Origin of the sequence: Aeromonas sp. MdU4 (assembly GCF_041929505.1) — a bacterium.
In the GTDB taxonomy this organism is placed as follows: Bacteria; Pseudomonadota; Gammaproteobacteria; order Enterobacterales; family Aeromonadaceae; genus Aeromonas.
This window is the reverse complement of the sequence record NZ_JBHFMW010000044.1, coordinates 24,616-46,895: the sequence shown is the minus strand read 5'-3', so window position 1 is coordinate 46,895 and position 22,280 is coordinate 24,616. Positions and strand designations below refer to the sequence as shown.

Here is a 22,280-nt window from a genome sequence, read left to right as displayed (position 1 = left end):
CAGGCGGCAGTGTTAACTGCCACCATCCGCCCTTACTTCCAGTTCTGCAGGTTGTGGTTTACCGCTTGATATACCAGGTCATTACGGCGAGCCAGCAGCTCATCTAGCCGCAAGCGCTTCTCCTCTGCGCTCATGGTTCTGTCACGCTGAATCAGCTCAATCTTATTGCGCACTACCCTCACCCGTTGCTGGGTGCGGCTCAGACTGCGACGTGACTTCAAAATCCCGCCCTGCTCTTCCAACAATTCATTGGCCTTGTCGGTCAGTCCTTCGCTGCGGTACTGGTCCACTGTGCGCTTGAGCTGGTTCACCTCATTCAGCATCCGGTAGAACTCTTCCATATGCTGGGTGGACTTAGCCGGGCCGGTACCACGGTACACGGCTTTCACCAGTGGGATCTCGTCTGCGCGCCAGCTGGCCGACTCACCAGGACGGGACGCGCGGATCAGGCCGTCTGCCGCCGCCATCACGTAGCTGCCCATGGTGCCGGTATAACCAATCACCAAATGCTCAAGTTGCTTGGGTGAAAAACCAGACAGCTCGCCAAGCTCGCGCATCAGCAAGCTGGTCTGCTCGTTGTAGCGGGCCTCGGCCTTGACGGCCAGATCCTGAGGACTATCGATGGGGCCACCACGGAAAGTGTCATAGTTGAAAGCTGCTTCAACCATTGGCTTGACGAGCTGGGGGGTCGGGTTGAGCGCAAAGGTATCTCCGATCGCCCGTGCAACTGCCTTACCGAACTGGGCACCGGAATCCTTGTCGCCCATAGCGCGCACCATGCGCTCAGGGATAGTGCCAAACATCACGCCAATCTCGAACGGCTTCGGGATCCGGAAGTGCTGATCACCGACAAAGAAGTGCCAGTTAGCGTCCTTGTCCCAGTCTGGGAGCTCCTCATAACGCTCATCGTCCCAGTTGGCAGCCAACAAACCGAGTGACATAGCGGTGATCATGCCCGCCCGCTTGGCTATGTCACGCGGGTTGTCACGCAACTCCCTAGCCAGTTTGCTAAGGCCCTGCAGACGAGCGTTGAAGAACGGCAGGATCATGGCTGCCCCTTGAATGGAGCGAGCCGCCCCCAGCATGGAGAAGTCCATCAAGTCTTTCGACTCAAAAGCCGCTTGGGCATGGCTCTTACCCGCCTTGATTGCCGCATCATAGACCGCTTCACGGTTGGCGTTCTCCAACGCCTCGCCATAGCGGTTGTATTTCTCCCAAATATCAGCCACCACGCCCTTGGCTTGAGCAGCAGTGCGGATGATGCTCTTTTCGTAGCGGGCAATCTGCTCAGGCGTCATCCCCTTGCGTCGAAGTGACTTGCGCACCGCGTCAGCCATGGCGCTTGGGTCGTTGCCGTTAACGTAGCCGCCAAGAAAGCTCGCACCACTGAACATCACATCGATGGTGCTACCATCCATGGCCAACGTTTTTTTCACCCCCTTGATAGAATCGATCACCGGCTTGAAGCCGTCCTTACTGATCGCCCAGCTGGAGAGCGAGTCGCGTAGGAAGTTGCGCAGCATAAACTCCGGCGAGGCGGTCACCCCAGCTGTCAGCAGGCGCTTCGCCTTGGCGGCTATGTTGACCATCGCGCCGAACGGCTGGCGATCGAAGAATGTCATGGCTCGGTAAAGGTCTGGATCATCCACCCGGATCATGTAGTCCTCACCATCCAGCTTGACGGTGATCAGATTCTTGCTGTTCTTAAGCGCCCGCCAGTCCATCAAGTTGGGCTTGGCCACCACCTCAATGATGCCGGTATCCGCCAGGTTCCAGATCGTCTTCTGTGCAGCCATATTCTTCATGGAGGCATCGATCAGCTTGGAGGTAGAGGTGAAGATGTTCTCGAGCAGGTCGTTGGTGTTGGCCTCACCGCCCTTTAGCTTCTTGATCCCGGCATTCTGGTTGGCAATCCCCTTCTGCTTGAAGGGGGCGATAACGTCTCCGTCATCTGATTCGCGGAAGAACGGAATGTACCACTCGTTTTCAAACTCGGCCCGAGCCTCCTTGGTAAACAGACCAGCCTCCTGAGCCAGATCCAGAGTCGCTGCATTAAGCCTGTTCCAACGGGCTTTGGCCTCCATAAACTTGGCATCTTTGCCCTTACCAAGCCCTTTAAGGGCCGCGATATCCTGCTCGCTCAGCAGGTTCTCTCGCCCCTGGTCCATCAACAACTCCGCCCGGTGTCCAGCCATCCAGCCCAGCCAGTTATGCAGATCTGAGCCCAGATCGGAGAAAATACCCAGCAGCGCATCCTTCTCGCCGGTTCCTGCCTTGCGCTGGATAACTCCATCCTTCCACTCAGGCAGGCCATAGAGCATGGTTGCCTGCATGGTAGATGCCGCCCCGGTCGCCATCCGTGCCGCAATATAGCCGGAGTCGGCCGCATCGGTGATGCCTGCAGCCTGCTCTGCATATTTTATGGGAGCCAGAGCATCAAGCACTTCGGTATTAGCCTTCTTGATAAAGCGATCCATCCATGACTTCACCAAGCTACGATCCACCTTGCGCAGCTTGTCCAGATTGACCTTGGTCTTGTCGATGATGTCCGGCTTGGCGCCGAGATTGAGCTTTTCCATGGCCGCATCTGCTGCGGTGTTAGACTGGCTGAATTTCAGACCACCTTTGACAATATCAGCCTCGCTCAGTATATTTTTCTCTGAACCACCAATGCTTGAACCTAAGGGCAATTGCAGCCCAGTGCGTAAAGAGCCACGGTGGTTTTTCTTTATGTATTTAGCAAGCCTCGCCTCAAGCCATCCTTGGAGTTGATCGCTTGGACGTCCATGGACGCTAGCAATTCTATTTATATCCAAGTAATTACCTCTGCTCACTTTCAATTGCAGGGCAGTCACAACTGGACGCCCAGAGTGATCCGCGGCATCCAACAATACGACCAGGGCATCCCCGGGATGTGTCTTTGAATCAAAGATAGCCACTGGGTCACTGAGCAACTCAGGCAACGCCTTAATGGTATCCATTCCAACATCATGCTTCACACCATTGACGGCTTTCCTCACGACATCGCGACTTATCCTGATTGGCAGATCAGGGGCTCCTACGGCTTGCAGAGCTGCCGGGGTTCTCCCTATTTCTATCGCCATCTCACCGCTCTTAGGAGATGACATCGCCTTGGCAAGTTGCTTGCGATAACCGTCGGCATCAGCACGATTCGGCTTGAATGGATCACCGGAAGTTGGCTTGCCAAGATCTTCGTCAGTATTTTCCGCCTCTTGGCTGAACTTCTTTCCACCATCCGGGCCGCCATCGTCCGGTCCGCCGCGCTTCATCTTCTTGCCCAGCCCCTCGATCAGGGTACGGGTCTCTGCAGCAGAGATACCGTCTGGCACAAAGCCTACTGTGCGCAGTGCCTTAGTGACCCACGCCACCAACCGATCCCAACCGCGGCGCCAGGCGCTCTGCTCCAATTCCGCGAGGTGGGCAACGACCTCCTCCGCCTGAACGCCAATATCCTCATCGGCGTAGTGGGTATCTACCCATTCCCACACCGCTTTCATACTGGGATCTTTCTTCGACTTGATGAGGCGGCTGATCAGCTTGGTGTACTCACCATCACCGAGCACATTGGCCAACCCGTAGTGGGCCAGTACCTCATGGCGCAGGATCTCGCGCATCCGCTTGGGGTTGGCAATGGTATCGGCGGCCACATGCAGGGTGCCGGTGTCGTCATCAAAGGCTGCGCGCCGGATCAAGCCATCTTTGGCGGCCAGCCCCAGCGCCTTCTCAAGTTCCCCTTGGGTGGCATGGATCTGCACATCAATGCCTCCGGCACCGCTGTACTGCTTGAACCACGCCTTGGTAACCAGCTCTGCCTCTTTGCGGGTCAGGTGCTTGGCCGGCCTCTCCCCCTGTGACATGGCCTGCTTGGAAAACAGAACCCTGCGATCCCCCTCCTTGCGCTCCTCAATCGTGTCAAAAAATGCATCAAATCCAGCTCGAATCGCAGGGACCTCACCAGCCGTAGGGTATGGATAGCTACCATCAAGACGTATTCCAAGGGCAGCTTCTGCATCCCAAGATGCCTCGCTGACAATGTTTGCCAGGTAATCGTTGCTGGCGTTCTGGTCTTGCAACTTGGCTATCAGGTACGACTCAAACGCCCGGGCACTCAGTTCTCTGTCAGTGGTCCAGTATGCCTTGCTGCGCTTGTCATCCAGCTTGCGTGACCGCTCCTTGAGGGATGTCTGCTTGATTGCCCGATTGACGGCACCGAACGCTTCGATCATCTCTTTACGCACGGTTCCACGATGGAGAAATGGACGTTCCCTCGCCGCCAGGGACACATCCAAAGCCTCCGTCATCATATCGCCTGACTGGCCACGGCCTCTGGCAAAGTAGGCATCGAGCGCATGCCACCACTCATGGCCCAACGAACCAGCACCATTCATTTTGGTGAGGTTGATCACCACCTTGCCGTGCTCGTAATGTGCAGCTGCAGGATTAACCCCACCAGATCCCCTGGCGCCAAAGGCAAGTCCCAGCTCACCATTGAGTGAAAGCGCCTTGGGAGAGATCCCCAGCACAGCGGCCATATCCATCAATGCATCGTAGGCATTATTCAGATCCCGCTGACGACGCCCCTGCTCTACCCAATTACCAAACTCAACACCGCGAAAACCAAATGCCTCACCAAAAAGGTCTGGCGTGACATCAGCACCGCCACGCATGTCCTCTCCTACGCGAGGTTGATTGATATCCCGGCGTTCACGCGGGATCTCTTTGGCTTTTTCCAACTGCCTGACCAACTCGTCATAGTGGTCATCCCGGTACTTTCTGGCGTCACTGACATTATTGAATGCCTCTGTCAGGTCCAGGTGGTTACGGCCTATTTTCTTGCCGATGAGCCAACCTTGACCATCACGGCGGCTGTAAATGGCGAATGAAATGGCTTTGGGTTTAGTGCCCTCTTGCGTCAATTGGTCATAGCGATGCTTGAACGCAGCGATCACCTCTTCCTTGCTTGCACCTGATGCGATGGTTCGAGGCCAGCGACCAAAAACACTCGACTTACTCTCTCGGCTAATGGTCCAAATGCCCTTCGGCGGGTCGTACTTCACCCCATCGTAGAGGCTGTAACTGCCCAGGCTGAGCTCGAGATCTGCCAAGCTTCGTTGGTGACCAACCGCCACATAAAGCTCCGCTCTGTTATGGATGGCATGGGCACTGCGCAACCCAGCGCTCGACATCACTCGTTTCGCTGTATTCGCATCAATCGTCCCATCCATCAGGCCAAGGGACAGGTCACGTAGAGTCTTCACCGCCTGAGCCCAATGAGCGACCTTATAACTGACCCGAGGCTTGGCAGGAATTGCGTCACGAGCGGCCCTGGCAATGGCTACCGCATGGCGATCCATTCCAGACTCAATCAACTTGTCGTAGTCTGGTGTCGGCCACGCCTTGGAGAGAGGCAATGCCTTGATCTGGTCCGCGGTCTCCCCTTCGACTGTGTCGCGGTACGCCGTCCAGGTATCCTTGCGTGCCCCACCAATCTTCTCGCCAAAATCTGTGATTTTGCTCTGCTGTTCCGCTTTGCCAGCGTTCACTGGCTTGGTGGTATCACCATCTCTGAGCCAGCGCTTAAAGGCCTCGACCGGCATGGACTTGATAGAACCCAAGCCCTGCCATCCCTTCTCATAGCTCGCCAAGTACCCGGCTCGAGCGGCCTGCTCATCGGCAAACCCTAACATCACTTTGTGCTCGTCAAACTTGCCTGTCTTGGGGTCTACCTGATCCACCACATAGACCATCCCGCCATCAGGCTGATCACCGATGAACACATCGACATGATCACCATCAGCCCCCAGGGTACGCTTGATATAGCCGTAGTCGTGGGCCATGGTCGATTGCCACGCCTTGCCGTCCTGATCAATACCGGAACGGGTGGAGCCCTTGGGGTTCTCGAGCGCGATATCCAGCCCCTGCAGCGTGAGGTGACCCTTCTTGTAATTACCCGCCTCTTTCTGCGCGTCGGTAGGCTCCGGCGCCACCTCGGCACGCGCCGCCTCGATCTGTTGCACAGGCTCACTGTCGGTAGGCGCGGAGGATGCCGGTTTCTTCACCCTAGATGCAGCAACCCCGGCATCAGTGGCCGGGGCTGTCAGTGTTTGGTCATTTTGCTGCTGTCCATTAGATACAGGTAGAGCAGGAGCGTGGTTTGTCGGATCTCCTGGTCCAGATCGGTTGGAGAGTTCGGCAGTGGCTGGTCTAGCGCCAGCTGCAACCGGTTCGCCTGTGCCAGGCTGATCGCCTTGTCGTTCACTGCTGATTGCAGGTACTGGGGTAACCGGATCATTGTTCACCTCAACTTGCGGTTGATTGATTGCCTGGTGCTGACTGGCAGCCTGCACTTGCTCCACTTCGGCGATCTCAGCCACGCCAAAGCCGCCTCCATTTAGAGGGACCGGTGTCTCCTTGCCCTTGCGGCTAGCCAGGGCAGCTTCTTTTTCGGTGGCAAACGGCTTGCCCTTGCGGGTAATTCGCAGGGACTGAAGCGGACCCAGTTCTGATTCAGTAGTACTACCGCGCAGAGGCTTGGCGTCCGGCTGGCGCAGATCGTCACCATAGACCACATCACGGTGCGGCAACTCGGTGCCAACTTCGCGCGCTTCCCCCTCAATCACAGCCCCCGGCAACTCCCCGGCAGGCTTGGCAGTTGCCGAATCAGGTGGCAACACATCCCCCTCCTGCCCATTCTGCCAGTGCGTGCGCTCGGCGCCACGGAACTGGGGGCCAGTGCCAATCTGCTTGTCATCAAAATGACCTTCAGTGGTCAGGTCCCGAGAGGCGTTGGCATCGCCAGCAAAGATGATGTCCTTGAGCGGCAAAGCGGGACGCTGGCTCTCCATAGCCACCTGCTGGACGCTCTTATTTCCAGCGAATGGGTCAACCCCGAGCTCGCCAGCCTGAACACGCTCATAAAGACTCTTGCCCTGCTCACCAGCCTGCATTTGAGCGGCAACCAGCTCCTCTACAGACTGACCAAACTCCCCGGCTAGGGCTTGCTGCACATCGCTATCACTGGCCATGCCCTTGAAACGCTCAGCGGTATCGTCGCGTCGTAGGTAAGCTGGCACATCGCGCAATTCGTCAAACTGGCTGGCACTGGGGCCTAGCGGGGATTGCTCAGCTGCTTTTGTCACAGGTTCCGCCATGGAATCCACTGCCGCAGCCAAACCAGGATCAACACGTACAGTCTCCGGATCCGCCCGCACCTGGTCACTCGGTTCAATGGGCTTATCATCTATCGTGGTAGCTGGATCTGCATGAGCGCCGCTCTCGCTTTCAACATGCGACTTGCCGCCGCGCATTCCGCCAACAGCTCCGACGGTACCACCGGTACCCATGCCGATCAGGCCACCCTCCAGCGCACTAGATACAACCCCTTTCATCGGATCTATATCTGCTGCAGCCACCTCGTTGAGTGATTCGTTCACGGCGTACTGCTGCACACCCTCCTCGAGCGTTTCACCAACACCCTCGCCGATAGCCCCCTTGGCAGTACCTTTCAGGATGCCGCCACCGGCCGCCTTGCCTGCCAACATCTTGAACAGCATGACGTCGCCCATCATGGATCCCATGGCAGCCGCGCCCCACGTCTTGGCGTCACTCATCGTGACACGGCTGGCAAAATTGGCTGTCTCTTCTCGGGCCAGCGCGAGCTTTTCCTCATCAGAGAGATGCTGGGTCTGCTGATCTTGGTCAATTCGGGTGAATGCCTGCCGGAAAGTGTCACTGGCTGCCAGTTCGTCATAGGACATGCCCAGTACAGTCTCGCGCGTATTTACCCCAGCACTGCCTACCGATCCAGTCACGCCGGTGGTGGCAGCGGCGCCTGTAGCCAGCTTTGATACCGTCTTAGCAGCTACCGCTTCCGCAACCTCTCGCGTAGCTCCACGCTTGATCATTGAGGCCGTAACGGCCCGACCAATACTGGCTTTAGCGGCAACGCCCGTCACCCCACCAGCCAGCAAAGTTGGCACCAACGACCCAACCCCCTGAGCCATCTTCATGGCCCACACATCGATGTCACCCGCGCCATCCCCAATGGTCAGCCGCCCCTCTGGTGTCTCATCGACCAAGCGGCGGCTCAGCGCCTCTTTGGCATCAACACTCATGCCTTCGGTCAGCGACTCTGCGCCGGACTTTGCCAGATCGCCCGCGCCAGCCACAAAATCCAGCACCGGGCTGAGCTTGCTGGCCATGTTGGCACGCACCTGTTCCAGGTAGTCGCCGCCACTGCTGGCCACCTCCTCGGCATTGCGACCACCGCGCTCCTTGCCAAAGCCGCTGGCCTGCCGAGCCAATTCGCCAATGCCTCCAACCAGATCTAGCGCCCCCGCGCCAATTCCACGAGCAACATCACCTAGGCCAACATTGAGATCTCGCTTGGGCGCTGAGGTTGCAGATGGTGAGGCGATTACTGCGGACAAGCTGCTATCGAGGTTCCCCCAGAACGGATCTGTTCTTGTATCTGATGAGTTAGGCTGTGGCAAAGCGTCACGCAGTCCAGGCTTGTCCATGGGTATCCTCGGATTTTTTGCAAAAGAAAAGCCCCGACCGGCGAACCGATCAGGGCTTGATATGGGGAATGCTGGCCAATAAGCAGACTGGCCGACTATGGGAAGATGCTAACGCTGGGGGTGTGGAAAGGCAACTACTGGCGGGCCTGAGCCAAACTCATTGCCCGATAGGCATTTATCTCGATATCGCGCAGCCGGGTGGCGGTCACTGTAGCCTGCTCGGCCTTCTTCTGTTGCGCAGCCTGCTGTCGCCACATCTCAAATGCGGTGTTCATCCGCGTCGGGCTCTCCATCAGGCTGCTCAGCTTGCCGTGCTGGTTTGCCTCTTTAATGAATTGAAGGCGATCTGGATCTCCGCCAGCCCACTCTTTGAGTGGCGCCGACTGGTTAGGCATATCTGCCTTCACAGTCATGCCATAGGTTTCAGCCAACGCAGCCTTGCTCTGCTCCAACTGGCTATCCAGAGCTTCCAACTGCAGATCTTTATCCTCTGCATTGCTGGAAGAAATGCGAGCCCGGTTCTGCCCGTGCTGTTTCTCAAGATCAGTGACCGCCTTCTTGTAACCGGCCTGATCAGGACCAGCCGTCAGACCCAGAGAGGCTCGGAGCTGGTCGGCATTGCCGATCATGTGCTTGGCTAGAGCTGCCCGCTGGTAAGCCGGTTTCAGGAAGTCATTGATGGGGATCACCTTGGGGTGATCATCGGGTGCAGAGGTGCGGTTATTGGTGATTGGGCGCACATCTTTGCTGCCATCGTCATAGGTAACCTCAACACCCAGCACCACGCCGCGCCCGTCTGGAGTGACCATAATGTTGCTCAACCGCTTGCCGGTGATGGTCTTACCGCTGTCCGGGTCGATATCACCCACCCCTTTATTGACCTCATCCTGATAGAGCGTACCGGCAGCCTTGATAAACTGCGGGTTATTGACGGCTGCATGCCCTTCTGGGGTGGCCGGGTCGAGCTTTCCTTCCTGAGCCTGGCGCATCAGGTTGCCTGCGTAGGTGACGAAAGTCTTGCCTGCCTCGGCATAATCTTGCTGCAGGTAGCGCTCAGGGTTGAATGATCCAGCGCGAGGATCGCGCACCACGTTCCAGAACTGCTGGCCTGGGTCTTTGCCATCCGCAACAGCCTGCCAACCAGACTGGATAATGGGCAGGTTCTCCTGCTGGTACAGCTGCTTGTTACGCAGCTCTTTCTGCCACTCATACTCTTGTTGCTGACGGGCTTCCTGCGCAGTCGCACGGCGCTCTGCAGCATTGGCACGCGCCTCGGACGATTTCACCTGACGCTCAGTCAAAGCGAGCTGTCGATCGTAGCGAGTATCAGCCAGCTTATCGCGCTCCTTGCTGTATTCCAGGGCCCCCTGATAACGCTCATCCTCCACCTTCTGCCGATCCTGCGCGTTCTGCCACATGGCATCACGCAAACCCATGGCCTGATCTGCTCGTTCATCATCTTTCTGACCACGCTGGTAGCGGTCCATGGTATTGAAACCAGCCAGAAAGCCGTCTGCCAATCCTGATACGCTCATCACGTTCCCCTTTAAAACAGGCTGTCTGCCAGAAAACCAATACCGCCACCCACCAGTGCGCCCACGGGACCACCAACAATGGCGCCGATCCCAGCTCCAGCACCGATGGAGTTCATGGTCTGCCCTTTGCGAGCTGTCTTGAGGTTCTGATTCGCCAACTCCACATCCTGCTCACGATTGGCCGCATCACGCAGCCCCATCATCCCCTGCTGGCGTGTCTGGGCGCCAATGTCCAAGATCCCGTACCCCATCACACCCCCCCACCGGTTTTGATTGCCTCACGCAGACCAGCATCCGCACCGGTCAAGATCCCCATCTGGCGCGCCTGTTCCTGCTCGCGCAGGCCATTCTCGGTACCTGCCGTCATCAAGGCCATCCGCAGCCCCTGACTGTTGTCGTTAGAACCCTGTGGGGCTGCCACCCCCATACGGGCATTTCGATTTGCCGTGGCCTGCTGAGCAGAGCGCAGGGCATTGGCGTTGTTTTCATCCACCCGGCCAAGCTGGTCTTGCAGCAACTTACCGTTGGTGGCCAGATCCATCAGCGCCTTTTGCTTGGGATAGAAGCGTGCTTTCCAGTCCTGATAACTCTCGCGGGTGATGCGAGCGAATGTATCTGCGGCGTATCCCATCGTTTACCCCCTAATAGCCCTTGCCCTGCAGCACTGATGCGGTCGGGCTGATCTTCTTGCTCGCGGGTGCCGTTGGTGCTTTCAGCGCCTTGAGTCCGTATGCAGTACCAGCACCAGCGAGCGTACCCACCAAGCCAGCGGTAGCCTGCTGACTCAAGAATGAGTCCTGTGCGTCACTGGAGGCCTTGCGCAAGCTGGTATTGGCCACATCCCCCATGCCAGCCAGAGACTCCGCCTTCTGGCCAGCGCCGAGACTCACCACGTCCTTAAGACCAGCCACATATCTGTCCTGCTGACTTGATTGAGCCCGGTTAGTTGTATCGGTCTGGCTCAGGGCTTGATCTGTCTCCAACCCCTCCATTGATTCCTGGTAACGACCGCTGGTAGGGTCAATCCCACCAGCAGCCATGGAGTCAGCCAAGCCGGAGCGAGCATCGCCAAAGGTCTTGGCTGTGCCCAATACCGCTGTGCCAGCCAGCTTGTCGTACTCCTTGTCACTGTTGAGGCCATCCACCTTGTCCATGAAGATGTCCTCATACTTCTTTAAATCGGAGTTGTAGAGGTCCCATTGCTCCATAGCCACACCAGCAGCCGCTTTCTGGGCTTCCGTCTCTTGGATTTCGTTAGACCCGCCGCCCTTCCCCATTGCTCACCTCACAAGTTGATCTGAAATACATAAAACCCGTCTGCATCATCTGCCTGACGCACCCACCCCATTCTTGGTGCAACCTTGAGCCACCCCTTGCGTACCGAATGAAAGCGCAGCCAGCGTGCGCCAATCATCCTGGCCAACCGCCTGACCTCCGGCAGGTGGCGCTCTGGCGCACCACCTTCTCCCCAGCCAACCCACACCAGCACGCCGGTAGAGCCATGCTCGCTGACCGGCTTCAAGACGAAACCGTCATTGCCACGCACAAACAAAAACGCCACCCGGTTACGGATGGCGTCTTGCAGTTCGGCGGATAAATTACGATTATCAGTGTCGTTAGAAATACGGACAATTTCTTTAATCATGTTATCGCTTTATATTTCTTGGAAAACAACAGAATTAAATGGCCAGTATCACAACTAATTACCGGTCATTATAGCGATGCGCCAGACTTAAATAAATGAACTTGACCGACCGGTGCAGTTTTCTGATCTGGAGTAACAGAGAATGGAACAGCCTTCGCTATGAGCCCGCTACCGCTACCACTAACGCCAACAACAGAAATTGAAGCACTAGTATTCTCAGGTATTTCAATTGATACACTTTTTGTCATAACAAAGCTCGACTGAGCCCCAACTGACACATTGAACCCTTCAGAAAAGACTAGAGCAGAGTTAACTCTTACCTCCGCCCCAAGGTAAGTATTATTGATTGAACTAACCGTATTGTTTATTCCAAGTATGCCAAAATTAGATAAAAACAACGTCCTTTTCATTGATGCGGCAGCAACATTTATATTTAATCCACTATTATTTCCGTACAGGCTTAATGGCCTAGTAATAGATACATCACCCACTATCCTATTCGCGTACACCGTTCCCTTAATAACGCAGTCCTGCTCAATAGTACAGTTACCTATGACCATGTTTTTGACATAGCCACCCTCTGCATTCAGCCGATTGGTGTAGATACTACCATCGCTATAGATGATGGAGTGCCACCCCCATCCCCACGCCGCATAGGGACCACCCTTGCCAAAACCTGCCGATCCTCCAGCCATAAAAGCATTGCCCATATCGATCTGGCCACCAGTGATCAGCGGGGCACTGATGCTTACCCCCGCCTTGATATAGTCGGCAGTGATCTTCTCGGAATGGATAATCTGGATTGTCGCCGCCTTGATGACAGCCTCGCGGATGGCCACCTTGCCATCATCGGTAACGCCAAAGACGATCTCTTTTTCGTTAGGTTTGGCCGGGTTGTAGATAGCGAAGTTTGTTGCTGATGCGATTATTTCATCGACATCAGGGCTAGTAGCTGCACGCAAGCCTGCAGTGCTATGAAATGGCCCTGTCAGCCCATTCTTGTTGATGAAACGCACCCAGTAGAAGGCAGAGAAGCCCTTGCCGACAGCATCTGAGTAAACATTGGCGAGAGTTGTTCCTATAGCTATTGCACTAGATGGGTTATCAACCTCAGCGCGCAGGATCTCGGCATAGGAGTGCCCCTTGTAACCCGGAATATCCCAAGTCAGCGTAATGGTATGGAATGCGCCGTCAGCTGTCACGTTAGTTGGTGCAACAGGTGGTTTCACTCCAGACCACTCAGGGTCTGTCGGCTTTGCCGGTGGCAGCTCAGGTACAATCTGGCCAGAGCCATTGCGTCGCAAGTTAACCATCCCAAGGGATGCAGCTTCCCGCAGAGTTAAAGCCTTATCCAGCCGGTCCCCTTTCTGCCCAGTCAGGATCTGCATATTCTCTGTCAGTCCCTGCTGGGTGTTGCTTGCTCGAAATGATGCGCCGCTCATATTGCAGACACCTCCGCGACACTCCCCGCCAGCATGATCCGCTCTACTGCTGCAGTACCCGTTACCTCAACCTGCCAACGACGGCCTCGTAGCGGGGGCAGCCTGAACGCGGTTTCGGGAACAGCCCCAATGGCCAGCTCAAACACCTTCACACCGTCCAACCAGAGCGCAAACCCTACCAACCCAAGAGACTCTCCCATCAGACGGGCAACCCCAAGACGAACGCCCGGCGGTAAGACAAACTCCTTGGATCGCCAACGCATTGAGAGCGGCACGCTGCCGCCACGCCATTGGTACAACAGAGCCCCCTTGGCCAACATCAGCGCATCGAGCTGCATATCTGGAACGGCTGCATCCCATCGCCCGCTCAACCAGCGCAGATCGCCAGATTTAGGGTCGAACACAAACCCATGACTATCGGTAAGTGCCACATACTTGCCCTCGCTGTACCAAGCTCGCAAAGTATCTGGCCGCATAGCCTGCCATTGCTTGCGAGTGATGATGCCCTCCGTGACTAGATTCCCACCATCAGCACCGATGCCAACCAGCCCATCCGGAGAGGCATAGAGCACCAAACCATCGAGGGCCACCATTGAACGAGCACTGACGCACGCCTGTTGCACAGATGAGAGCTTTTGGCCGGTGATAGATGATGGTGACGCGCCCTGGAACAGGTAAGGGTAACCCTTCGTACCAACCACCAGCGCTGTGTCGATGGCCGCTATCGCCACAATGTCGTGCTCCGTGGTCATCTTGTACTTCTCCGGCCAGGCATAAGGCAGGTATGGCTCAGAGAACAGCACCGCATTAGCTACAAACCCGGCACAAATGCCGTTTGCCATCTGGCAGATGCCACGCATCTTCTCTGGTGGCATCGCGTAGCCATAGGTTTCGAGCACCGGCCCTAGCTCTCCCTCCTTCTTGCTATCGCTATAGGTCACCGTAGCGATCGGCAAGTCTGCCACCAGCAGATAGTCAGCCATCCCGCCCCCAGAGACAGTCCGATATAGACGACGACGGGTGATATTGCTGTTGTTGGTAGGTCCCGGAGATAGTCCAACGACAACGGTAGAGCCAGGAATAGTAATGATGATCTTGCCGCTGGCAGGGCCAGGGGAACCCTCCTCACCAAGGCCACTCACATAGGTCTCTACATAGAACCTTGTCTCGTCGTCGGTAGGGTCATCATCCTTGCCTCCACTTGGTGGCGTAACGGACTGCATGTTAGGCGGAGTAGCGGGAGCAGGAACGCCAAGACGGTACCAGCTGGTAGGCTTGCTGCTACCGCCAGTGGCTATGGCGTCATAAGTGATCTTGGGGAAATCGCCATCGGTAAAGTACACCCGGTTGTACTGATCCTGCGCGATGGGAGACCGCATCACCTCTACCAGCTTGTCCCAGGTAAACCAATGATCGCCATAGTAATGAAACAGCGTCGCTGGCGTGACAGGGAATGCGGATCCCTCCTGTTTGTCAGCAAAGATTGGCTCAACCACACCGCGCTCAAATTGGCAGTCCTGTGCCAACGTTGCAGCCTCATCAGGAAGGAGATGGTTCTCTACACGCGGCACCATGCCTCGCATAGTCACGATATCAATGAGTGGCATGAGGTTTCTCGACAAGCAGACATGAAAAAGCCCCACTCGGTAGAGCAGGGCTAGAATGGGAAAATCCTAACGCTAAAGACGATTTTGAACAAGCAGCGCCATGAGTTGCTCGTCCGAGTAACGCCATTTTATCTGGCGAGAAGCGAGGTATTCGCTACGGTATCGCCACAGAGATTGGACCAAGCGAGGCATCATTGGCATCACTCAGCGCAGCTCGGCTAAACATATTGTAACCAGCGCCGTGTTTACGATAGATCACATACAAACTTAACCCACGGAAGATTTCCCCAGAGTAAAATCCGAAGGCCATACCATTGTCTGAATCGAGGCGTAACGCCGGAGACCAACAGCCATTCATCGGATGCCCTGGAATATGGGTGATGTCATACTCATCCATCAACTCTCCCGCCGCGGCTTCAATCAAATGGTCGAGTTCAGCCACAACACTCCCGGCAAGCGCTGAGTAACAAGCACCAGCAAGCCAAAGTCCACACATGTGACCAGTGAAATCGTCAGGAACCCATACTGGGGGCTTAGGCGCAGTGGGAAACTCGTTGGGCGTGTGGCCACCCGATTTCTTGATAAAGGCGACTAACCAAGTGATCCAGCGTTCCACGTAACGCTTCAACTTTTCTGGTACCGCTTTGTTACGTAGCGTGAGCTCATACCAAGCCCGAGCTGCGGCCATAAAGGCGCGTGGCTGATAACCAGCCCATGGCTTACCGTCACCCCAGTGGAAAGTCGTCCAAGTATCCGGGGGGCCATATTTGTGTGTGTCCCAGCGATCCCAGATATAAGCTGCACAGCCAGGCCCCATTTCTTGCACCTGCTTGAAATACGCTTCCTGGCTATCGAACAGGAACTCTATCTGGTTCTGCAGCCACAGGTCATAGGTGTTGTCCCTCTGGATGCAATACATCATGGGCCACTGATACCCAGGGTAAGGCATACCGTGCCATCCGTTGATCTGGGGGCTTTCATCAGAGTAGATGTTAGAAAAAGGAATAACTCCCGGGCAATAATTGAGCGAGTCCAACCGGTAGTCGATCATGCAACAGTCGCCCACTTTGGCAGACCAAGCCTGGTCGCCAGCGATCACCCCCCGGAAAGTAATGGTCCAGCCATCATCCTTGTCAAACAGAGGCGGAATATCGTTAATACAGTAGTAAGCAAAGTGCTTGTTTTTGTCACTGCTGTTCTCCAGCAGAATAGTTACCTGATTTACCGTGGTGAAGTCTGGACTGCTCGGACTTGGGTCGTTTGGGTGATCCGGCTGCCAGCCAGACAGTACCATCTTGGTTTTGTCCAAAGTGAACGTAACCCACTGACCGTCGGTGTTGGGGAGCATCCAGTACCAGCGCCACTTCTGATCGTCCACGATACGTAAGTCAAACTCGGCATCGGAGCGATAAACTATCTGCTCCAGCGGAGCTTTTTGGGATTCCTGTAACCAGAAACCCACGATAAAGCCGGCATCGTCATCCGGGAACTCAGCCTCAACTACCATGACGTCGCGGTCGCCTAGCACATCGGCTTCGAAATGAGCGTTAGGAATACAGCCACCGTAGTCGGTGATAGCTCGCTTATCAGCGACAATGTATTCCTCACCTGTACGCTCGTTATTCAGCAGACACATCTTACTCAGTGGAATGACATACTCCACCGGGTGTTCTGCGTGACTGTCCGGCAACGCCCCTACCCACCAGTTTTCTTTACCGGTGTCCTCTTTCTCAGCCTGGAGATTAAGCATGGGACGGAACCGAATAGGCTTACCGCCCTCGTCTACCCCACCGTAGGTCACTTTCAGCTTGGAGTTACGGTTGATCCGATACCAAATCGACTGCTGCTCCAAGTAGTGCTGACTAGCCTCACCGGCCTTCACCACGATATAGCCGTCTATGTCACGGCTGTACTCGATCTTGGTTAGCTCAGGGTAACTGAAGGAGTAAGAGATACCGTCTGTAAACGGGGTTTCCGAGACCGTAGACTGTCGGAAGAACCGATCCAAGGCGTCGATATAGGTGTACTCGTGGGCGGTGTAGAAAACCGATTCTAAGGCTTTCTTGTAATGCTCCTCACCCGTAATACGCCAGAGCATATAACAAGCATCGATAAACCAAACCTCAGCATCGGCCGCATTGCCCAATTGGCCAACGCCCCCCAAGAAAGGAGTGTGTACCGGGCGGTTGTGCCAACATTCATTACGCTCAAACATGTAGCCACCTAGCTCCACCGGCAACCGCACGGCATAGTTCACTAGGTAGACCCCATTGATAGTGGTGTCCTGTAGTTGGATCGTGCCTATTTCCGAGTCGGGTATTCCCGTCTCGATAATGTTACCGTCCCATAGCTGATCATCAGGTCCGCGCCCGATACCAATCTTGTTGTTCGTCCATGCCACCATCCAAGAGAATGGCAGTGTCTGACCACGACTCGCGTCCCCTCCCCAGTTTACCGTGTAAGACGGATACCCTAGGTAACTAGCCCAGTCGATCCAAGCCATGGGATTGTATGGCTCCTTGGCCTCGAACAGGCGAAAGTCGTCATAGACTCTCTGCCAATCAATTTTCCCCTCACAGTCTTCCCTAATAGTCTGAATGCTGGCGTTGATGGCCCCCCAGGTCATATGTCCACGATGTGCATAAGTGACCACATCCAACCACTCCCCCCAGAACGGGGCTCCGTGTGGTATCTGGGCTTTACCATTACGAAACTCCAGCGGCACACACTTAAATCCGCCGTGTGTCGGCTCTTTTGGATCTACTGGATAATTAGCCAGACACGGCTGTTTCGAGTTCAGAATCCAGTTACAGATCCACCGTTGTGGTGTTTCTGGAATAGATTGCCCTCGATAGAAATACTTTACGTAGGCATCCCAGTGCCAAATTGCTTTGTCCAGATACATTGTTCTATTTGTCGCCAAGTAAGCGTGCAAATAGCCCAAAATATGGATCGCTTGGCCTTCTGTCGTACCATCCCCATTGGGCTGATACTCCATTTGGGTATCAGCGATAAAGTGCCGGTTATTCGCCAAAACCCCATCAGGGTTTTGAATATAATGGTCTTGGTGGGGATCATTAGTTAGCCCAGTGTTTCGCTCAACCCAGCGCTGGTGACCGGCCATCAGACTCAACGCATTATTTATACGGCCATCACTCAATGCGCTAAACATGGATCCAGCCTCCGGTCAAAAAACCATACCAATGAGCATCTGTCCCAAAATTAACCAAGGTGATGCAATCCTCACCGTCTTTCTCGTAAGACAATACCGGGGGGTGGCCATAGGACCAGCGGACATTTTTCGGCCACGAGACCAGGTTTACACCAGTTCCTTGGCGCAAGATGAGGGTGGCATAACGAGACGAGCCCTCTTCACCAGATGCGTTAGTAAAGACAATGTGTGTAATGTGGGCATTCAAGGTAACTCGAAACACGGTGGCCTTAGCCAAATCCAGTATCGCGGTATCTCCTGCTGGGGTGATAGATTCCGATACGTAGCCATTACCAAGCGGCAGTGACTCAACCATCTCAGCAATAGCTTTAACTTCATGCATAGAGCGCTTGGCATCAGCGGCGGCACCCTGAGCCTCACCGGCCAACTCACCTGAAACCTGACGGTCTTTTGCAGTTTGCTGCTTGTCTTGATCTGTTTTATTAGCGGCACTTTCCGCCCGGTACATCGCCTCCAGCGCAGCCACCAACACCGGGGGCGTCAAATCGACGCTGATCTCATCCAGGATGTGATTTAAATCACCATCGGACGTATTACTTCTAACAATGGCAGTACCTAAATAATCGAGGTCACCACATCGATCGTTTTGGGCATAAGCATCATAGACACCTACTGCCAAGTTGAAATCATACCTCCCCAATCTGTCGCACTTGCGGATCAGCACCGATGACGCAAGTACTTCCCTGGTGCTACTTAGCGCTCGCAGTTCAATGATTGCCCCGGGTACTGGTTCGCCCGCAGGGTCGGTGATAACACCAAAGATACGGATCATGGTTACCCCTGGTTGGTTTGAAACTTCTCGTCACGCACGGCAATAACGGCACGCTCCATCTGTAGCTTTATCCCCAGGTATTGGGCGAACGCTTGCAGATGAAGCTGACCTCGGGCCGAGTTGGCGGTATCGTCAGAGTCGCGCAGATAGGCGCGGTAGATAATCCAGTCCATGCAGGGGGTCAGGAAGGTGTCATCAACTTGCAGAGCGGCTCCAGACTCCACCTGTGCCACATCAACCGACGCTGGCAGGGCACTGAGCACAACATCCACCTTCACGCCAGCTACCACCCCCGGATAAAGCCAGAAGGTGCGAGGGTTGGTAGGCTCATGAAGATAGGCTTCTGCCGATGTAGCGCCCGTTGCGGTCATCCACTCCGGATCTAGGTCATCAAGCTCACCACGTTTAAAAAACCGGATCTTGCGTCCTCCCGTGTTTCGCTCCACCTCGATAAGTTTGACCGCGCCAGCAGGCATGACCTGGCGAGTACCAGCGACACAGGTGAACTCCTGCGTTTGAGCAAACACATCTGGTCGGTAGTTGGCAATCGCGGCGATGGCGCTGTTGTAGTAGCTCACTAGATCTGCCGCGGACCAACTCACTCTGGTTGTATCGGTCAGCTCGATAGAGACCCGCTCGAGCAAAGCCTTGATGGTTGTCATGTGGTGACCCCCTAGAAGAATTGACGACGGCGCACCGGGTTCTGGATCTGAGCGTTGGAGGTTTGCTCAATGCGGAAACGATGAGCGTCTCGAACAGCCTCGTTGAAGCGAGCCTTATTCAGCTGGGCCAGTTCAGGGCTTGCCCACGGCTTACCTGGTTGCAGTTGCAAGATGGCTGCAGCGCCATCTGCCATCGCCTCGGCATAATCCTCAACCAAGGCCGCGGGGATTAGCGTTGCTGTTAGCAACGGCTCAATAGCACCGATGACACACACGTTCTGTAGCGTAACCAGAAACCTGATCGACTCGGCAGACTGGACATGGTAGTCAACCCCTGGCTGCAGAGGTACACCTTGCGATGTGATGCGGTGGATCACGGAGCCAGTCACCTGTGGCTCTCGCACATACTGGCGTGCCTGCCGGTTGATACAGCTCATCTTGGCAAAGCTCACCGTCTGGCCCTCGAGCACCTCATCAAACTGGCGCTCAAGATGGATCAGGGCGCTACGCTTGCAGAAGTCGATGGCAGCACGAATGATGGCCTGCCGAATGATGCTATCGAGTGGGCCAGAAACCCGCTGGCGAACCAGCGGGATCAGGGTGTCCGGACTGACCAGGCGGCTATCCAGCACCGGTACCATTACTCACCTCCCTGCCCAGCAACCTGCTTGGCTTTCAGAGCGTCACGCACGCGCACACGGAAGTCGCCAACATTCTCTTTTGCGCCTTGTGACTCAATGGCAAGGTCTTCGCCCTCAACCAGCGTTGCCAATTGGGCTGAGGTCATCTTGCCCAAATCCATCTCGCCAACCACGAAACTCTGCCCTTCGGCAAAACGAGCTTGTTCGGCAGCCAAGCGCTCTGCCTCTTCAGCTGCCTGTCGGGCAATATCCTCCTGTCGATCCAGCTCATCGGCCAACGCGTCATGACGGATCCAGACAGTAGGGAACTCCAGCAGCTGCATGGCAATATGACTCTCCACATCAACCGCAGTGTGGCGCGGGAACACCAGGCGGGAACCTGTGACGGTGTCTTTCTTGCTCGGCTTGTCGCCGATATAAACCACAGCAATTTTGTCGCTCACGGCAATATCTCCAATCCTGAAATGAAAAGGCCCGGCACGTGGCCGGGCATGGTGTGATTGACTGCCTTAGAGGTTGCCGATCACCTCATAATGAAGCTTGAGCTTGACCGTACCAGTCGCCGCTCCACCGCCGACGATGAGACTGATTTCCTGACCCACATCGGTAATCAGGTCGTCCACAGGGAAATAGGTGGCCACCGCCTTATCCGTCGCCTCGGTGTTGATGATGGTGGTTGCGCCGATCTTGGCGGTGATGGTGGTACTGGCGCCCAACGCGCTGCTGAACAACGTCACACCAACCACTTTCAGGTTGGGCTCCACCTTGTCACCAAACGCGATGACATCACCGGACGGCACAGCCGCCAGCTTGGCCACCAAGGTCGGGGAAATAGAGAGGTTGCCGAAGGCACCGACAAACCAGCGGTACGCTTTGGCGATCAGGGTAATCTTGGCCATGATATGGCTCCTTATCTGGTCAGATGGCAATAAGGGGGGACTTCCCCCCTCTCTCTGGTTGGTGGCTTAACGGACGATGGGGCTCACCGCGGTATCCAACACCATGCAGCCATGGTCCTGAATGTTGCCGTTACGCTGCTTGAAGCGGATCTTCTGCAGACCTGATACCCAGTTGATGGAGATCTCGGTCGCATTGCCGTGATCGGTTTTCTCTTCGTGCATGCCGAAGGAACCACCCTGCTCACCGGAGCCAAACGCGTTGGCTAGCGCCTGGCCGCCCAGCAACACGGCGCGATCGATGGTTGTGCCGGCAACCTTGTCCACTTCCACACCGGTCGCGGAGTTGGCCGCACACACCTTGACGGAGCTGCCCTGGTTGAAGCGGATCGGCATTCCCTTGTACTCCTTGACCAAGATGCCGCGCCACATTGCACCTTCACCGCGGAAGATGGGGTGATTCCAACCCTTTGCACGCTCGTTAGCCGCAACCAACATCGCCTGCCAATCCTTGCCGGAGCTGGAGGTGTAGAAGTCGTGCCACTGGCGCGGGGTGACGTAGAGCACGTAGAGCGGCTCACCGCCTGACGGGTCAGACACCATGCGGATCGGCTGGATGGGATTGGCCATCTCGGACAGGAACAACGCCATGTTGTCCACACACCCCAGGTTGAAGCGGTCTGCGGCATCGATGGTTTCAAAGGTAGTCGCGTCGCCTCCGAAGAAATGACGCTCGTAGGTCGGTGCCGTGATGGGATTGATCATGATTTCGGCGAACTCTTCATCATCCGCCGGAGGCAGGATGATATCGGTAGCCGCGTAGTCGCCACGTGCCCCAGCCAGTTGGACAAAGCCACGCTGATCCACCAAGCGACCATAGTAACCATCTGCGAGCAGCACCCGGGCTGTCTTGATCAGATCGTGCTTGGTGCGCTTCTGGCTCATCTTGCCACCGGCATCCACACCATGGCGGGACTGGTTGATCTTGAGCGAGAAGTCTGCAAAAGAGAGGCTCTCCAGACGACCGGCCAGCTTCTTGTCACCCATGGTCGGGCGGCCAGACAATTGGTGGAACAGCTGCATATCCACATCATCGCCAGCATTTTTGCCAAGATCGGTGATACGAACTACCGGGGCGCCAGCGCTGGTCTGTTTGCCGCCGTTGACCTTAGCGCCCTTAGGGGCCTCTTCGGTCAGCATGTTCACCAACGAATGGGAACGATTGGCCGCCGTAAACAGGGCGGCCTGCAAAATCTTGTTGGCTTGCGCCGAGGTGACTTGGGTCATGATCCTCTCCTACATGAAAAC

General features: G+C 55.7%; 15 protein-coding genes. All 15 read right to left on the bottom strand.

The window, feature by feature from the left end; all coding sequences use genetic code 11:
* Positions 1-32 precede the first annotated feature (32 nt).
* Positions 33-8,324, bottom strand: coding sequence for an LPD38 domain-containing protein (locus tag ACE1BR_RS22110; protein ID WP_374874110.1), 8,292 nt, complete (start codon positions 8,322-8,324; stop codon positions 33-35).
* Between the two features lie 350 nt (positions 8,325-8,674).
* Positions 8,675-10,075, bottom strand: a complete 1,401-nt coding sequence (locus ACE1BR_RS22105) for a hypothetical protein (RefSeq protein WP_374874108.1) — start codon at positions 10,073-10,075, stop codon at positions 8,675-8,677.
* An 11-nt stretch (positions 10,076-10,086) separates the two neighbouring features.
* Positions 10,087-10,326 (bottom strand): bacteriocin, encoded by a 240-nt coding sequence (locus ACE1BR_RS22100; RefSeq protein ID WP_374874106.1) that lies wholly within the window; start codon positions 10,324-10,326, stop codon positions 10,087-10,089.
* On the bottom strand, positions 10,326-10,706 hold the full coding sequence (locus ACE1BR_RS22095) for a hypothetical protein (RefSeq protein ID WP_374874104.1): 381 nt from the start codon (positions 10,704-10,706) through the stop codon (positions 10,326-10,328). The genes ACE1BR_RS22100 and ACE1BR_RS22095 overlap by 1 nt, the downstream gene beginning before the upstream one ends.
* A 10-nt stretch (positions 10,707-10,716) precedes the next feature.
* Positions 10,717-11,283, bottom strand: a complete 567-nt coding sequence (locus ACE1BR_RS22090) for a hypothetical protein (RefSeq protein WP_374874102.1) — start codon at positions 11,281-11,283, stop codon at positions 10,717-10,719.
* Positions 11,284-11,360: 77 nt separating this feature from the next.
* Complete coding sequence (locus ACE1BR_RS22085) at positions 11,361-11,720, bottom strand: hypothetical protein (protein ID WP_374874100.1); 360 nt, start codon at positions 11,718-11,720, stop codon at positions 11,361-11,363.
* A gap of 68 nt (positions 11,721-11,788) precedes the next feature.
* Positions 11,789-13,162: a hypothetical protein gene (locus ACE1BR_RS22080; RefSeq protein WP_374874098.1), complete on the bottom strand. Its 1,374-nt coding sequence runs from the start codon at positions 13,160-13,162 to the stop codon at positions 11,789-11,791.
* Complete coding sequence (locus ACE1BR_RS22075; RefSeq protein WP_374874096.1) at positions 13,159-14,769, bottom strand: hypothetical protein; 1,611 nt, start codon at positions 14,767-14,769, stop codon at positions 13,159-13,161. Before ACE1BR_RS22075 ends, ACE1BR_RS22080 begins: the two co-directional genes overlap by 4 nt.
* 154 nt (positions 14,770-14,923) lie before the next feature.
* Positions 14,924-17,941 (bottom strand): hypothetical protein, encoded by a 3,018-nt coding sequence (locus ACE1BR_RS22070; RefSeq protein ID WP_374874095.1) that lies wholly within the window; start codon positions 17,939-17,941, stop codon positions 14,924-14,926.
* A complete protein-coding gene (locus tag ACE1BR_RS22065; protein WP_374874093.1) occupies positions 17,934-18,773 on the bottom strand; it encodes a prophage tail fiber N-terminal domain-containing protein in 840 nt (279 codons plus the stop codon). The genes ACE1BR_RS22070 and ACE1BR_RS22065 overlap by 8 nt, the downstream gene beginning before the upstream one ends.
* 2 nt (positions 18,774-18,775) lie before the next feature.
* Complete coding sequence (locus tag ACE1BR_RS22060) at positions 18,776-19,435, bottom strand: DUF6682 family protein (RefSeq protein WP_374874091.1); 660 nt, start codon at positions 19,433-19,435, stop codon at positions 18,776-18,778.
* Positions 19,436-19,446: 11 nt separating this feature from the next.
* Entirely contained in the window at positions 19,447-20,076 is a 630-nt protein-coding gene (locus tag ACE1BR_RS22055) for a hypothetical protein (RefSeq protein ID WP_374874089.1), read from the bottom strand.
* Positions 20,076-20,519, bottom strand: coding sequence for a hypothetical protein (locus ACE1BR_RS22050; protein WP_374874087.1), 444 nt, complete (start codon positions 20,517-20,519; stop codon positions 20,076-20,078). The genes ACE1BR_RS22055 and ACE1BR_RS22050 overlap by 1 nt, the downstream gene beginning before the upstream one ends.
* Positions 20,520-20,585: 66 nt before the next feature.
* Positions 20,586-20,975, bottom strand: coding sequence for a hypothetical protein (locus ACE1BR_RS22045; RefSeq protein WP_374874085.1), 390 nt, complete (start codon positions 20,973-20,975; stop codon positions 20,586-20,588).
* A gap of 66 nt (positions 20,976-21,041) precedes the next feature.
* Positions 21,042-22,259 (bottom strand): DUF4043 family protein, encoded by a 1,218-nt coding sequence (locus tag ACE1BR_RS22040; RefSeq protein ID WP_374874083.1) that lies wholly within the window; start codon positions 22,257-22,259, stop codon positions 21,042-21,044.
* Between the last annotated feature and the right edge of the window lie 21 nt (positions 22,260-22,280).